This window comes from Knoellia pratensis (genome assembly GCF_042666395.1).
In the GTDB taxonomy this organism is placed as follows: Bacteria; Actinomycetota; Actinomycetes; order Actinomycetales; family Dermatophilaceae; genus Knoellia; species Knoellia pratensis.
This window is the reverse complement of sequence record NZ_JBHTDJ010000004.1, coordinates 237,908-253,062: the sequence shown is the minus strand read 5'-3', so window position 1 is coordinate 253,062 and position 15,155 is coordinate 237,908. Positions and strand designations below refer to the sequence as shown.

The window sequence follows — 15,155 nt, the reverse complement described above, 5'->3', positions numbered from 1 at the left end:
GGTCCTGGCCACATCGTGGACCGCCGTTCCAGCGCCATAACTGACGCTTATGCTTTCCATCAGTGTTGGCACCCCATTGAGGAACGAGGATCCATGACGAGCGTCGCCTCCGGCAGCCGCGCACTGCGGCCGCCGCGCACCGGCCGGTCCAACGGCCAGTGGGCCGTCGACGGCCGCGAGCCGCTCAACCCCAATGAGACGTTCAAGGCGCAGGACAACGGCCTCAACGTGCGCGAGCGCATCGAGACGATCTATGCGCGTGACGGGTTCGACGCCATTCCGGGCGACGACCTGCACGGCCGCTTCCGCTGGTGGGGCCTCTACACGCAGCGCAAGCCCGGCATCGACGGCGGACGCACCGCGTCGCTGGAGCCGCACGAGCTCGAGGACAAGTTCTTCATGCTGCGTGTGCGCACCGACGGCCAGGTCCTCTCCCCCGACCAGTTGCGCGTCCTCGGTGGGATCTCGTCCGACTTTGCGCGCGAGAGCGCGGACATCAGCGACCGGCAGAACATCCAGTACCACTGGATCGCCATCGAGAGCGTGCCCGAGATCTGGCGCCGACTCGAGGCCGTCGGGTTGCAGACGACCGAGGCCTGTGGCGACACGCCTCGCGCGTTCCTCGGCAGCCCCGTGGCCGGGATCGCCGCCGACGAGATCATCGACCCCACCGAACTGATCCGCGTCATCACCGACCGCTGGCTCGGCGACCCCGAGCTCTCCAACCTGCCGCGCAAGTTCAAGACGGCGATCACCGGCCATCCGAGCCTGGACGTCGTGCACGAGATCAACGACATCTCGCTCGTCGGGGTCGTGCACCCGGAGCTCGGGGTGGGCTACGACCTCTGGGTCGGTGGTGCTCTCTCCACCGCGCCCCGACTCGCCGAACGTCTCGGCGTCTTCGTGTCCGAGGCTGACGCCCCCGACGTGTGGCACGGCGTCATCCAGATCTTCCGCGACTACGGCTATCGCCGGATGCGCACCAAGGCCCGCCTGAAGTTCCTGCTCGCGGAGTGGGGTCCCGAGAAGTTCCGCGAGATCCTCGAGACCGAGTACCTCGGCCGCACGCTTCCCGACGGCCCGGCCCCCGCGCCGGCCAAGGGTCCCGGTGACCACATCGGCGTGCACCCGCAGAAGGACGGCCGCTTCTACGTCGGCGCCGCCCCGATCGTCGGTCGCGTGAGCGGCACCATCCTCAGCCGGCTCGGTGACCTCATCGAACGTGTCGGTGGCGACGGGGTGCGCCTCACCGCCCACCAGAAGCTCGTCGTCCTCGGCATCCCCAAGGAGGGCGTCGACGAGCTCACCGCCGGCCTCGAGGAGCTCGGGCTCACCGCGGCACCCAGCCCGTTCCGTCGCACGACCATGGCCTGCACCGGCATCGAGTACTGCAAGCTCGCGATCGTCGACACCAAGGACACCGCGACCGCGGTGATCGCCGAGCTCGAGGAGCGCCTCGCCGGAGTCGAGCTGGACACCCCGATCTCGTTGCACGTCAACGGTTGCCCGAACTCGTGCGCCCGCATCCAGACCGCCGACATCGGGCTCAAAGGACTCATCACGACCAACGACGCCGGCGAGAACGTACCCGGCTTCCAGGTCCACCTCGGTGGCGGCCTCGCCTCCCCCGAGCGCGACGAGGCCGGTCTGGGTCGCACCGTTCGCGGCCTCAAGATCGCGTCGACCGACCTCGCCGACTACGTCGAACGCATCACCCGTCGCTTCCTGGAGCAGCGGACCGGTGGCGAGTCCTTCGCCACCTGGGCACACCGAGTCACTGACGAGGAGCTGACATGAGCACCCTGACCAGGCGCAGCACCAAGCGCAGCGAGGAGGAGCTTCGCGCTCTCGCTGCCGAGGGCGCCCTGCTCGACGACACCGACGCCGCAGGTGTCGCCCGATGGGCTGCCGAGAACTTCCCGGGCACACTTGCCGTCGCCTGCAGCATGGCCGAAGGCATTCTCCCGCACCTGATCTCGCAGAGCTCGCCCGGCGTGGACGTCCTCTTCCTCGAGACGGGCTATCACTTCTCCGACACCATCGGGACCCGCGCCCGGGTCGCCGACGAGCTCGATGTCAACATCGTCGACGTGCTCCCCGAGCTGACCGTCGCCGAGCAGGACGCGAAGTTCGGCGCTCGTCTGTATGAGCGCGATCCGGCCTCCTGCTGCGCGATGCGCAAGATGGAGCCCTTGGCCCGCACCCTGGCCGGCTACGAGGCGTGGGTGACCGGGGTCCGACGCGACGAGGCACCGACCCGCATCGAGACTCCCCTCGTCACCTTCGACGAGAAGCACGGCCTCGTGAAGATCAACCCCCTCGTCACGTGGTCCCTCGATGACGGCACGGACTACGCCCTCGACAACGGCGTGCCCATCAACCTCCTTCTCTCCGACGGGTATCCGTCGATCGGCTGCGAGCCGTGCACCAAGCGGGTCGCACCCGGCGAGGACCCCCGATCAGGCCGTTGGGCCGGACTCTCCAAGACCGAATGCGGGATCCACACATGAGCGCCTCCATCATCGACACCGAAGCCGACACCGATGCCGTCGAGCGCGCAGTCCTCGACGACGTGCACGTCCTGAGCCAGCTCGACGCCCTCGAGGCCGAGGCCATCCTCATCATCCGTGAGGTCGTCGGTGAGCTCGAGCGGCCCGTCCTGCTCTTCAGCGGTGGCAAGGACTCCGTCATCATGCTGCACCTGGCGGCGAAGGCTTTCTGGCCGGCGCCGATCCCGTTCCCCGTGCTCCACATCGACACCGGCCACAACTTCCCCGAGGTGCTGGCCTACCGCGACGAGACGGTCGAGCGACTCGGGCTCCGTCTCGAGGTCGCCAGTGTGCCGGACTACCTCGACGACGGGCGCCTGCGCGAGCGCGCCGATGGACTGCGCAACGCCCTGCAGACCGTGCCACTGCTCGACGCCATCAACGAGCACCGCTTCGACGGTGTCTTCGGCGGCGGACGGCGCGACGAGGAGAAGGCTCGCGCCAAGGAACGGATCGTCTCCCTGCGTGACGAGTTCGGCCAGTGGGACCCCAAGAACCAGCGGCCCGAGCTGTGGAACCTCTACAACCCGCGGCACCGGCCGGGCGAGCACGTGCGCGCCTTCCCGATCAGCAACTGGACCGAAGTCGACGTCTGGAAGTACATCGAGCGCGAGGACATCCCCCTGGCCCCCCTCTACTACGCCCATGAGCGTGAGGTCTTCAGCCGCGACGGCATGTGGCTGTCGGTCGGTCCCTACAGCCAGCCGCGCGACGACGAGCCGGTCGAGACACGTCTCGTCCGCTACCGCACCGTCGGCGACATGTCCTGCACAGGTGCCGTGGAGTCGCCCGCGCGCACGAACGCCGAGATCGTCGTCGAGGTGTCCGCCTCCACCCTGACCGAACGCGGTGCCACGCGCGCCGATGACCGGGTCTCCGAGGCCGCCATGGAAGACCGCAAGAAGGAGGGCTACTTCTGATGACTACCACCACGACGGCACCGACCAGGGGAACTCTCCTGCGCCTCGCGACAGCCGGCTCCGTGGACGACGGGAAGTCCACCCTCGTCGGTCGCCTGCTCCACGACACCAAGTCCGTCCTGTCCGACCAGCTCGCCGCCGTCGAGCGGGTGTCGCGCGATCGCGGCCTCACGGCGGCCGACCTCGCGCTGCTCACCGACGGCCTCCGTGCCGAACGCGAGCAGGGCATCACCATCGATGTCGCCTACCGCTACTTCGCGACAGCCCAGCGCTCCTTCGTCCTCGCCGACTGCCCCGGTCACGTGCAATACACCCGCAACACCGTCACCGGGAGCTCGACGGCCGACGTCGTCGTGCTCCTCGTCGACGCCCGCAAGGGGGTCCTCGAGCAGACCCGACGCCACCTCGCCGTGACCGCCCTGCTCCGGGTCCCCCACGTCATCGTGGCCGTCAACAAGATCGACCTCGTCGACTTCTCGCAAGCGGTCTACGAGCGGGTCAACGCCGAGGTTCAGACCGTTGCCCGTGAACTTGGTGTCGAGGACGCCATCGCCATCCCGGTGAGCGCTCTTGATGGCGACAACATCGCGACGCGCTCGTCGCGAACGCCGTGGTACTCCGGGCCGAGCCTGCTCGAACTGCTGGAGCAGCTGCCGCCGTCGGAGGATCCGTCCCACGCGGCCTTCCGGCTCCCGGTCCAGCTCGTCATCCGCCCGCAGGGCGCGGCGCGCGATCAGGCCCACCGCGACTACCGGGGGTATGCCGGACAGGTCGCCTCGGGCGTCGTCCGCGTCGGTGACGAGGTCGTCGTGCTTCCCTCCGGACGTCGGACGACCGTGACCGGAATCGACCTCGGCGACCGCTCCCTCGACAAGGCGTTCGCGCCCCAGTCGGTGACCCTGCGTCTCGCCGACGAGATCGACATCTCCCGCGGAGACGTCATCTCCTCGGTGGCGGATGCACCCGAGCCCACCCAGGACATCAAGGCCGTCGTGTGCTGGCTCGGCGATGCCCCACTCCGTCCCGGCCAACGGCTCCTGCTCAAGCACGGGTCGCGCACGGTGCAGTCCGCAGTGCGCACCATCGACGGCGCACTCGACCTCGATTCCATGACGTCGGACCCGGCAGATGTCCTGGAGCTCAACGACATCGGACTGGTGACGCTCCGTCTCGCGAGCCCTGTCCCCGTCGAGAACTACTCGACCTCCCGACTGGGCGGGTCCTTCCTCCTCATCGACGCCCACGACGGTCGCACGGTCGCTGCCGGCATGGTGGGAGCGACGTTGCCGACCGCAGCAGATGCGCCGACGCAGCCCGAGGGTGATGAGGCATGGGAGATCTGAAGTCTGCCCTGCCGGTCGTCCTCGACCTGACCGGCCGACTCGTCGCCGTCTTCGGTGGCGGACCGGTCACGGGTCGCCGCCTCCAGGCCTTCCTCGACGAAGGCGCGGTCGTGCGGTTGGTCTCCCCCTGGATCTGCGAAGAGGTCCACGACCTCGTCGCGGAGCACCCCGACCGGGTGACCTGGCTCCAGCGTGACTACGTCGGGCCGAGCGACCTCGACGGCGCCTGGCTTGCCCATACGGCCACTGGTGACCCCGACGTCGACACCACGATCAGTACCGATTCCCACGCGCTGAGGGTGTGGTGCGTCGACGCCACCGACTCGCGGGCAACCGCTGCGAGCATCCCCGCCCGCACCAAGGTCACCACTCATGACGGCAGCGTCACGGTGGCCATCCATGCCGGCGGCGACCCCCTGTTGGCAACCACCGTGCGTGACGGCATCGACCTCGCCCTGCGCAGTGGTGGCCTCGACCTCCGTCGACACCGCCCGCGCACCACCGGATGGGTCGCCCTCGTCGGTGGCGGCCCCGGTGATGACGGCCTGCTCACCGTCCGCGGCCACGAGCTCCTTGCCAGCGCCGACGTCGTGGTCGTCGACCGCCTCGCTCCCCGCGGTGTCGTGTCGCGACTCCCGGAGTCGGTGCGGATCATCGACGTGGGCAAGACCCCCGGCCACCACCCCGTCCCCCAGGACCGCATCAACGCGATCCTCGTCGAGGAGGCCGAGCGCGGCCATGGAGTCGTTCGCCTCAAGGGTGGCGACCCCTATGTCCTGGGACGCGGAGGTGAGGAACGCCTCGCGTGCGAGGCACACGGCATACCCGTCGAGGTTGTCCCCGGCGTCACGAGCGCAGTCTCCGTGCCTGCGGCGGCCGGCATCCCCCTCACCCACCGCGGCGTCGCCAAGGCGTTCACCGTGGTCTCGGGCCACGAGCAGATCCCGACACTCCCACCCGGCTCTGACCACACCCTGGTCCTCCTCATGGGCGTGTCCACCCTTCGTGCCAGCGCGAATGCCCTTGTGGCAGAGGGACGTTCAGGCGACTGCCCCGTCGCCATCATCGAACGCGGCTACCTCCCGACCCAGCGCGTCACGATCGGCACGTTGGCGGACATCGCCGACCTCGCGCTCTTCCGCGGCGTCGAGTCACCCGCAGTCGTCGTCGTCGGCGATGTCGTGCGCCTGTCGCTCGCCACCGATAGCGTCACCTCATGGACACCGAACGTTCTGACCTGATCGAATCACTCAGACAGCACCGTCGCTTCCTCCGGTTCACCACCCAGGACATCACCGACGACCAGGCGCGAGAGCGCACCACCGTCAGTGAGCTGACGCTGGGTGGTCTCATCAAGCACGTGGCCGCGACCGAGGCCGAGTGGGCTCGGTTCATCGTCGACGGTCCGCGCGAGAGTCCCGAGATCGACTGGGACAACGTCGACTGGAGCAACCCTCCACCCGAGGCAGCCGCCTTCATGGATTCCCACCGCATGACCGAGAACGAGAGCCTGACGGGACTGCTCGCCGACTACGAGGAGGTTGCCGCGCGCACGGACGCCCTCGTCGAGTCCCTGCCGGACCTGAGCGCGACGCAGCCGCTCCCGAAGGCGCCGTGGTTCGAGGACGGCGCGGTGCGCAGTGCCCGGCGCTCGTTCCTGCACATCATCGCCGAGACCGCGCAGCACTCGGGCCACGCCGACATCATCCGCGAAGCCCTCGACGGCCAGAAGACGATGGGCTGAGCCCAGCCACCGACAAACGCAACGACGCCGGTATGCCGTGACCTCACGGCATACCGGCGTCGTCGTCCTTGCGACGTGGCTCGCTACTTCACGAGGGAGCGCAGGACGTACTGGAGGATGCCGCCGTTGCGGTAGTAGTCGGCCTCACCGGGGGTGTCGATGCGGACGTCCGCCTCGAACTCCACCGGGGTGCCACCATCGCGCACGGCCGAGACCCTGACCGTCTTGGGGGTCGTGCCGTCGTTGAGGGCGGTGATCCCCGAGATCGAGAACGTCTCGGTGCCATCGAGGCCGAGCGATTCAGCGTTCTGGCCCGCCGGGTACTGCAGCGGGATGACGCCCATGCCGATGAGGTTGGAGCGGTGGATGCGCTCGTAGCTCTCGGCGATGACGGCGCGCACACCCAGGAGCGCAGTGCCCTTGGCAGCCCAGTCACGAGACGAGCCGGAGCCGTACTCCTTGCCGGACAGGATGACCAGCGGCACACCAGCGGCCTGGTAGGCAGCCGACGCGTCATAGATCGTCGACTGCTCGCCGGCCTTGACGTCCGGGGTGTCGATGAAGGTGCGGGTGAAGCCACCCTCGACGCCATCGAGCAGGAGGTTCTTGAGCCGGATGTTGGCGAACGTGCCGCGGATCATGACCTCGTGGTTGCCGCGACGCGAGCCGTAGGAGTTGAAGTCCTTGCGCTCGACACCGTGCTCGGCGAGGTAGACACCCGCGGGGCTGTCGCCCTTGATCGAACCGGCCGGGCTGATGTGGTCGGTCGTGACCGAGTCGCCGAGCTTGGCGAGAACGCGCGCGCCGTCGATGTCGGTGACCGGCGTGGTCTCCATCTTCATGCCGTCGAAGTACGGAGGCTTCCGGACGTAGGTCGAGTCGGCATCCCAGTCGAAGGTGTTGCCCTCGGGGGTGGGCAGGCTCTGCCAACGCTCGTCACCGGCGAAGACATCGGCGTAGTCGGTCGTGAACATCTCCTTGGTGATCGACGTCGCGATCGTGTTCTCGACGTCCTGCGGCGTCGGCCACAAATCCTTGAGGAAGACGTCGTTGCCGTCTTTGTCCTTGCCCAGGGAGTCGGTCGCGAAGTCGAAGTCCATCGTGCCCGCGAGGGCGTAGGCGATGACGAGCGGCGGCGACGCCAGGTAGTTCATCTTCACGTCGGGGTTGATGCGCCCCTCGAAGTTGCGGTTGCCCGACAGGACCGAGACGACGGCAAGATCGTTGTCGTTCACGGCCTGGCTCACCTCGTCGATGATCGGGCCCGAGTTGCCGATGCAGGTCGTGCAGCCGTAGCCCACGAGGTGGAAGCCGAGCTTCTCGAGGTAGGGCCACATGCCGGCCTTCTCGTAATAGTCCGAGACGACCTTGGAGCCCGGCGCCATGGACGTCTTGACCCACGGGGCGACCGTCAGGCCTCGCTCGACGGCGTTCTTGGCGAGCATGGCCGCGGCCATCATCACCGACGGGTTGGACGTGTTGGTGCACGACGTGATCGAGGCGATCGCGACGATGCCGTGGTCGACCTCGGTGGCCTGACCGTTGATCGTGATCGCGACCTTCTTGGTCGGACGGTCGCTGCCGGAGCCGGAGTCGGCCGGCTTGTCGCCACCGTTCTGGCCCTCGGGCGCACCCTGCGGAGTCGGGTCGCTGGCCGGGAACGACGAGGCGGAGCCGTCGTCACCCTCCTCGTGCGAGACGTACGTCGGGAGGACCTTGCGGAAGGCCTCCTTGGCGTCGGTGAGCGCGATGCGGTCCTGCGGGCGCTTCGGGCCGGCGATCGAGGGGACGACCGTGGAGAGGTCGAGCTCGAGACGCTCGGAGTAGCGGGCCTCGGGCTGGTCGGGGCCGGCGTGCAGCCACATGCCCTGTTCCTTGGCGTAGGCCTCGACGAGCGCGACGGACTCATCGGACCGGCCGGTGAGGCGCAGGTAGTCGAGCGTGACCTCGTCGATCGGGAAGATCGCACAGGTCGAGCCGAACTCGGGGCTCATGTTGCCGATGGTCGCGCGGTTGGCGAGCGGCACGGCCGAGACGCCTTCACCGTAGAACTCGACGAACTTGCCGACGACGCCGTGCTTGCGCAGGGTCTCGGTGATCGTGAGGACGACGTCGGTCGCCGTGGCACCGTCGGGGATCGAGCCGGACAGCTTGAAGCCCACGACCCGCGGGATGAGCATCGAGACGGGCTGGCCGAGCATGGCCGCCTCGGCCTCGATGCCACCGACGCCCCAGCCGAGAACGCCGAGGCCGTTGACCATGGTCGTGTGGCTGTCGGTGCCGACGCACGTATCGGGGTAGGCGACAGTCCTGCCGTCGAGCTCGCGGGTCATGACGGTGCGGGCGAGGTGCTCGATGTTGACCTGGTGGACGATGCCGGTGCCCGGGGGGACGACCTTGAAGTCGTCGAAGGCGGTCTGGCCCCAGCGAAGGAACTTGTAGCGCTCGTTGTTGCGCTCGTACTCGATCTCGACGTTGCGCTCGAAGGCGTCGGAGCGGCCGAAGACGTCGATGATGACGGAGTGGTCGATGACCAGCTCGGCGGGAGCCAGCGGGTTGATCTTCTCGGGGCTGCCACCCAGGTCGGCGACGGCTTCGCGCATGGTGGCGAGGTCGACGACGCAGGGCACACCGGTGAAGTCCTGCATGATCACGCGGGCGGGCGTGAACTGGATCTCGGTGTCGGGGTCGGCGTTCTCGTCCCAGCTGCCGATGGCGCGGATGTGGTCGGCCGTGATGTTGGCGCCGTCCTCGGTCCGCAGGAGGTTCTCGAGGAGGACCTTGAGGCTGTAGGGAAGCGTCTCGCTCCCCTCGACCGCCGAAAGGCGATAGATGTCGTAGGCGTTGTCGCCCACCTGGAGTTCGCCGTGTGCCTTGAAGCTGTCAGTGCTCGTCACGAGCCTGCTCCTTCCGCGCGTCATCGCGTGTGTCGGTCCACCAATTATCTTGATGTCAAGATACTAGTGGAGGGGCCGTCCTGTCCAACCTTCCCACGCCGCATCCGGTAGTGCAGACGCAGTGCGCGCGCCGGCCCGAACCTGAGCTCGTGATCGGTCCGCAGGTCTCCCCGGTCGTCGACGAAGACGATGAACTCCTCGTGGATCGGCACCTTCGCCGCCCAGGCGTCGTCACCTCGCCCGTGGACGAGGACGTAGGCACCGTGACCGCCGAACGGACCTCTCGTCGACGTCAGGACGAGGGCACCGTCGTCCCTCACCCACGGCCGCAGGAAGACCTGGACGTTGCCGCCCTCGAGCGGGAAGGTGACGTGGATGCCGGGCCGATCGGCCCCGGGAAGGGCGCGGACGGCATACGCACCACTGAAGAGGAACTGACCGCTGCGACGAAGCCGACGCAACCACGCGGCCCACACCTGGACGTCGTCCGCGCCACGGATCGCCACGATCTCGCTGTCGATTCCGTGGCTCACGTCGAGCGGCTGGACAGGAAGGGCCAGCTGTTGGAGCCGGCGCCCGAAGAGGTGCTCGACCAGGAGGCCACCGGGTTGGAAGACGGGGGACCAGCTCGACCAGGCGTCCATCGTCCACTCGTCGGTGTGCTCATAGAAGTGTCGGACGGCAGGGTCGAGCGAGTCAGCCGCGAAGCTGGGGCCGTCTAAGGCGCCGAGGTCGGGCACGAGGCCTCCCCCTGTGCCACGGTCAACCGACCCGTCGATGGACGCTGCGGCCGCATCGAGCCAGGACTCACCGATCGTGCCGGTGTCAGCGGCCGGTGCCCGCAGCCATGCATGCTCACCGTCAAGGTCGACGCGGCGGCCCACGGTGCGCCAGAAGGCGCGCGTCCCTGCATCGAGAACCCGGTATGCCGTGTCGCCGGCCGCTGAGGTCACGTCTCGTCGCGCTCGAAGATCGCGACGCACTCGACGTGGTGCGTCATGGGGAAGGCATCGAAGGCCCGCAAGGACGTGAGCGCGTAGCCGCGCTCCATGAGGTATGCCGTGTCGCGGGCGAGCGCAGACGGGTCACACGCGACGTAGGCGAGGGCGCGAGGCGTGAGGGCGACGACCGCGGTGATGACGGCCTTGCCGGCTCCGGTGCGGGGTGGGTCGAGGACCACGACGTCGGCGGTCGGCGGCATGGCGCTGTTGGGACGGCGAGGTGCGGCCCGGCGTCGACCACCCTTGCGGGACCCGGCCACGCGACCGGTCGACTCGACGCCGAAGACGTGGTCGACGCGACCCTGGACGTAGTGGACCCAGGGCGTGACAGCCTCGACATTGAGTCGGGCCTGAGCCACGGCAGTGGCATCGGACTCGACGGCGATGACCTGTCCGCGCTCCCCCACGGCCTGGGCGAGAGCCGACGTGAAAACCCCGACACCGGCGTAGAGGTCGAGGCCACGCTCACCCGGCTGGGGTCGCAGTCCGTCGATGACGGCGTCGACGAAGGTCGCGGCCGCGCCGGGGTGAACCTGCCAGAAGCCGCGCGCGCTGACGTCGAAGTCGCGTGAGAGTGACTGCGCTGCAACCGTTTCGGTGACCACCGGTGCCACGCTCTCGTCTGAGGGGATGCGGACGACGACAGGAGCACCCTCGCTGGGAGCGACCACGTCGACAGCTTTCTCACCAGCCCAATAGCCGTGCAGGACACCGGTGCCCACAACGCGCTCGCTGGCGATGAGGCAGTCGTCAATGGCCAAAAGGTCGTGGCTTCGGTGCCGACGCATGCCCGCACGACCATCCGCGCCCACGGCGAACTCGGTGCGGCTGCGCCAGCGCAAACCGTTGTCGTCGCCGGGCACCGGCTCGACGACGACGTCACGCTCGACGTGCGCCAGTCGCTGCAGTTGTTCCATGACGACGGACGCCTTGAGGCGGCGTTGTTCTGCCAGGTCCACGTGCTGGAAGTCGCAGCCACCGCACAGTCCGGGGCCGGCATACGGGCAGGGCGGCTCGACTCGCGCAGGTGAGCCCTCGAGGACCTCGACGGCGTCAGCCCGCAGGAAGCGGTCGCCCGGACCGCCCTCGGTGATGCGCACCCGAACGCGCTCACCCGGGAGGGTGTGCCGGACGAAGAGCACGCGGCCCTCGTGCCGGGCGACGACGAAGCCACCGTGGGCGATGGGTCCGGACTCGACGACGACCTCGTCGCCGACAGTGAGCTCGTCGGCGGTTGGCGCCGCAGGGATCTCGCTCATCCCTCACCGCGGCGGACGTCACCAGCGACGGGCCCGTCCAACCGCTGCTCGGCGCCGGCAGACGATGCCAGCTGCCACGGCACGCTCGACACCATGACGCCGGGCGTGAAGAGGAGGCGCCCCTTGAGTCGGAGCGCGCTCTGGTTGTGCAGCGCCTGCTCCCACCAGTGGCCGAGGACGTATTCGGGGATGTAGACCACGACGATGTCCCGCGGGTTGCCCGACCTGATCGACTTGACGTAGTCGACGACGGGACGCGTGATTTCGCGGTAGGGACTGTCGAGGGCCTTGAGCGGAACGGGGATGTCGCGCCGATCCCACTCGGCCTGCAGCGCCTTGGTCTCCTCGGGGTCGACATCGACGGTGAGGGCTTCGAGGAGCGAGGGACGGGTCGCCCTGGCATAGGCGAGCGCGCGCAGGGTCGGCTTGTGAACCTTGGACACCAACACGATGGCGTGCACCCGTGAGGGAAGGAGCTGCTGCTGGGTGTCGGACTCGTCGACCCGCAACTCGTCACGCACCCGGTCGTAGTGGCGGCGGACCCGCATCATCAGGAAGAAGAGGACGGCCATGGCGGCGATGGCGTAGCCGGCGCCGTGCATGAACTTCGTGGCGAGGACCACGAGGAGGACCAGGCCGGACATGACGGCGCCGACGCCGTTGATGGTGCGACTGCGGTGCATGCGGGCCCGGGTGCGTCCGTCACGCTCGACCGCCAGGAGGCGGTTCCAGTGCCGGATCATGCCGACCTGACTCAGCGTGAACGAGACGAAGACGCCCACGATGTAGAGCTGGATGAGCTTGGTGACCTGGGCGTCGTAGAGGGCGATCAGCGCCGCCGCGGCCCCGGCCAGGATGAGGATGCCGTTGGAGTAGGCGAGCCGGTCGCCGCGGGTGTGGAGCTGGCGCGGGAGGAAGCCGTCGCGCGCGAGGATCGAGGCGAGCACCGGGAACCCGTTGAAAGCCGTGTTGGCCGCAAGGATGAGGATGAGGCCGGTGACGATCGAGACGAGGACGACGCCGGGGTGGAACCCGTCGAACACGGACTTGGACACCTGCCCCATGACGGTGTCCTGCACGTGGCCCGCGCCGATCGGCACACCGTCCTTGAGGAGCTGCGTCTCGGGGTCCTCGGCGATCTTGACACCGGTCCAGCGGGCCAGCGCCACCATCGACGCGAGCATCGTGACGGACATGACCCCCATGAGCAGGAGCGTCGTCGCGGCGTTGCGGCTCTTGGGCTTCTGGAAGGCCGGGACACCGTTGGAGATGGCCTCGACACCGGTGAGGGCAGCACAGCCCGACGAGAAGGCACGCAGCAGCAGGAACGCCATCGCGGCCGTGCCCAGGGCTCCCATTCCGGGCTCGGGAGCCAGCTCGTAGGCCGCGCTCTCGGCGGGCGGAAGCGATCCGGTGGCCTCGCGGAAGAACCCCACGATGCCCATGCCGATGATCGTGACCATGAACAGATAGGTGGGAACGGCGAACGCCTTGCCCGACTCGCGGACTCCGCGCAGGTTCATGGCCGTCAGGAGGACGACGAGCGTCACCGCCGTCGCGACCTCGTGCCCGCGCAGGAACTCGAAGGCCGAGGCTGCGTTCTGGACACCCGACGACACGGACACCGCGACGGTGAGGACGTAGTCGACGAGGAGTGCACTGCCGACGGTGAGGCCGGCCTTGGGCCCGAGGTTGACGCTGGCCACCTCGTAGTCGCCACCACCGGACGGGTAGGCGTGCACGTTCTGGCGATAGCTCATGACGACGACGGCCATGACGAGGACGACACCGAGCGCGATCTGCCAGGAGTGCGTTGCCGCGAGGGCACCTCCGGCCAGGCCGAGGGTCAGCAGGATCTCGTCGGGCGCGTACGCCACGGAGGAGAGGGCGTCGCTGGCAAAGACGGGAAGGGCGAGGCGCTTGGGGAGCAAGGTCTCGCCCAATCGGTCCGATCGCATGGCCCGCCCGAGGATGACGCGTTTGACCACGCGACCTGAGGAACTCACGTGCGCCACTCTATGCATCAGCGCACCCCGGCGGGACACTCGTTCGCCGGTGTAGCGTCGGAGTGTGCATTTCGTCATCATGGGCTGCGGCCGCGTCGGCGCCTCCCTGGCCAGAGCTCTCGAACGAGCCGGCCACGAGGTTGCGATCATCGACCAGGACGAGTCGGCCTTCCGACGACTGGGTGCGTCCTTCGAGGGGCGGCGCGTCGTCGGTCTCGGATTCGACCGGGATACGTTGCGGGAGGCCGGGATTGCCGACGCCTACGCCTTCGCTGCAGTCTCCAGCGGCGACAACTCCAACATCCTCGCGGCGCGGGTGGCGCGAGAGAAGTTCGGCGTCGAGAACGTCGTCGCGCGCATCTACGACCCCGGTCGCGCCGAGATCTACCAGCGCCTCGGCATCCCCACGGTCGCGACCGTCAAGTGGACGAGTGACCAGGTCCTGCGCCGGCTGCTCCCCCAGGGCCACGTCCCCGAGTTCACCGACCCCAGCGGCCGGGTGGTCATCGCCGAGATGCCCGTCAACACCGGCTGGGTGGGCCGCAGGGTCTTCGACATCGAGGAGATCGTCGGCGGACGCGTCGCCTACGTCACGCGACTCGGCGAGGGCCTTATTCCGACGGGCGACACCGTCCACCAGGACGGCGACCTCGTCCACTTCGCACTCGACCGTGCTCGCCTCGCTGAGGCCGAGCGGATCCTCGACGCCGCTCCCCCGGCCAACTGACAGCAAGGACCACAAGCAATGCGCGTCGTCATCGCCGGAGCCGGAAGTGTGGGTCGGTCCATCGCCCGCGAGCTCATCCGCAACGGACACCAGCTCCTCCTCATCGACCGTGACGCCGATGGCGAGCGAGTCGCCAAGGTCGCGGATGCCGCGTGGTTGCAGGCCGATGCCTGTGAGCTCAGCGCCCTCACCGAGGCCGGGGTCGCCGACTGCGACGTCGTCGTGGCCGCCACCGGTGATGACAAGGCCAACCTCGTCGTCTCGCTCCTGGCCAAGACCGAGTTCGGCGTTCCCCGCACCGTTGCTCGCGTCAACAACCCCAAGAACGAGTGGATGTTCGACGACGCCTGGGGCGTCGACGTGGCCGTCTCGACCCCGCGACTCATGACCGCCCTCATCGAGGAAGCCGTCTCGGTCGGTGACCTCGTGCGCATCTTCGAGTTCCAGCAGGGTCGTGCCGCGATGGTCGAGATGACGTTGCCGGAAGGCAGCCCGTATGCCGGAAGTCGAGTTGGCGACATCGCCTTCCCTCCCGACACGGTCCTGACCGCGATCATCCGTGGAGGTGCGCCGATCGCGCCCAGCCGTGATGACGCGCTCGAGCCGTTGGACGAGCTGCTCTTCATCACGACGACCGACGGTGAGTCAGACCTCGAGTCGATGCTCAGCCCGGGAACGCGTCAGAAGCGTCAGCTCGACGACTGAGTGA

At 68.4% G+C, this 15,155-nt stretch carries 12 protein-coding genes; 8 read left to right on the top strand and 4 right to left on the bottom strand.

The features are described from left to right. Positions 1-93: 93 nt before the first annotated feature. From ACFQRE_RS17330 to ACFQRE_RS17305, 6 genes are read left to right on the top strand one after another with little or no spacing between them, the layout of a single operon-like run. Positions 94-1,797, top strand: coding sequence for a nitrite/sulfite reductase (locus ACFQRE_RS17330; RefSeq protein WP_380124826.1), 1,704 nt, complete (start codon positions 94-96; stop codon positions 1,795-1,797). Further along, positions 1,794-2,510: a phosphoadenylyl-sulfate reductase gene (locus ACFQRE_RS17325; RefSeq protein WP_380124824.1), complete on the top strand. Its 717-nt coding sequence runs from the start codon at positions 1,794-1,796 to the stop codon at positions 2,508-2,510. Before ACFQRE_RS17330 ends, ACFQRE_RS17325 begins: the two co-directional genes overlap by 4 nt. Further along, complete coding sequence (cysD, locus tag ACFQRE_RS17320) at positions 2,507-3,469, top strand: sulfate adenylyltransferase subunit CysD (RefSeq protein WP_380124822.1); 963 nt, start codon at positions 2,507-2,509, stop codon at positions 3,467-3,469. Before ACFQRE_RS17325 ends, cysD begins: the two co-directional genes overlap by 4 nt. Then, a complete protein-coding gene (locus ACFQRE_RS17315; RefSeq protein ID WP_380124820.1) occupies positions 3,469-4,812 on the top strand; it encodes a sulfate adenylyltransferase subunit 1 in 1,344 nt (447 codons plus the stop codon). The genes cysD and ACFQRE_RS17315 overlap by 1 nt, the downstream gene beginning before the upstream one ends. Beyond that, positions 4,800-6,053, top strand: a complete 1,254-nt coding sequence (gene cobA, locus ACFQRE_RS17310; RefSeq protein ID WP_380124817.1) for a uroporphyrinogen-III C-methyltransferase — start codon at positions 4,800-4,802, stop codon at positions 6,051-6,053. Before ACFQRE_RS17315 ends, cobA begins: the two co-directional genes overlap by 13 nt. After that, positions 6,029-6,556, top strand: coding sequence for a DinB family protein (locus tag ACFQRE_RS17305; protein ID WP_380124815.1), 528 nt, complete (start codon positions 6,029-6,031; stop codon positions 6,554-6,556). The genes cobA and ACFQRE_RS17305 overlap by 25 nt, the downstream gene beginning before the upstream one ends. A gap of 83 nt (positions 6,557-6,639) precedes the next feature. On the opposite strand, the gene acnA is transcribed toward ACFQRE_RS17305, so the two are convergent. The 4 genes from acnA to ACFQRE_RS17285 are packed head-to-tail and all read right to left on the bottom strand — an operon-like array spanning position 6,640 to position 13,719. Next, positions 6,640-9,453 (bottom strand): aconitate hydratase AcnA, encoded by a 2,814-nt coding sequence (gene acnA / locus ACFQRE_RS17300; protein WP_380124813.1) that lies wholly within the window; start codon positions 9,451-9,453, stop codon positions 6,640-6,642. A gap of 44 nt (positions 9,454-9,497) precedes the next feature. Further along, entirely contained in the window at positions 9,498-10,406 is a 909-nt protein-coding gene (locus ACFQRE_RS17295) for a hypothetical protein (protein ID WP_380124810.1), read from the bottom strand. Beyond that, the gene (locus ACFQRE_RS17290) at positions 10,403-11,713 is read right to left on the bottom strand and encodes a class I SAM-dependent RNA methyltransferase (protein ID WP_380124808.1); all 1,311 of its coding nucleotides are present in this window, start codon (positions 11,711-11,713) and stop codon (positions 10,403-10,405) included. Before ACFQRE_RS17290 ends, ACFQRE_RS17295 begins: the two co-directional genes overlap by 4 nt. Further along, positions 11,710-13,719 carry an APC family permease gene (locus ACFQRE_RS17285; protein ID WP_380124806.1) on the bottom strand — a complete coding sequence of 670 codons (2,010 nt, stop codon included), beginning with the start codon at positions 13,717-13,719 and terminating at the stop codon, positions 11,710-11,712. Before ACFQRE_RS17285 ends, ACFQRE_RS17290 begins: the two co-directional genes overlap by 4 nt. A 64-nt stretch (positions 13,720-13,783) precedes the next feature. On the opposite strand from ACFQRE_RS17285, the gene ACFQRE_RS17280 reads away from it, so the two are divergent. Together ACFQRE_RS17280 and ACFQRE_RS17275 are read left to right on the top strand one after the other, a co-directional pair. Then, positions 13,784-14,446 (top strand): potassium channel family protein, encoded by a 663-nt coding sequence (locus ACFQRE_RS17280; protein ID WP_380124804.1) that lies wholly within the window; start codon positions 13,784-13,786, stop codon positions 14,444-14,446. Between the two features lie 18 nt (positions 14,447-14,464). Beyond that, positions 14,465-15,151: a potassium channel family protein gene (locus tag ACFQRE_RS17275; protein ID WP_380124802.1), complete on the top strand. Its 687-nt coding sequence runs from the start codon at positions 14,465-14,467 to the stop codon at positions 15,149-15,151. Positions 15,152-15,155: the final 4 nt, after the last annotated feature.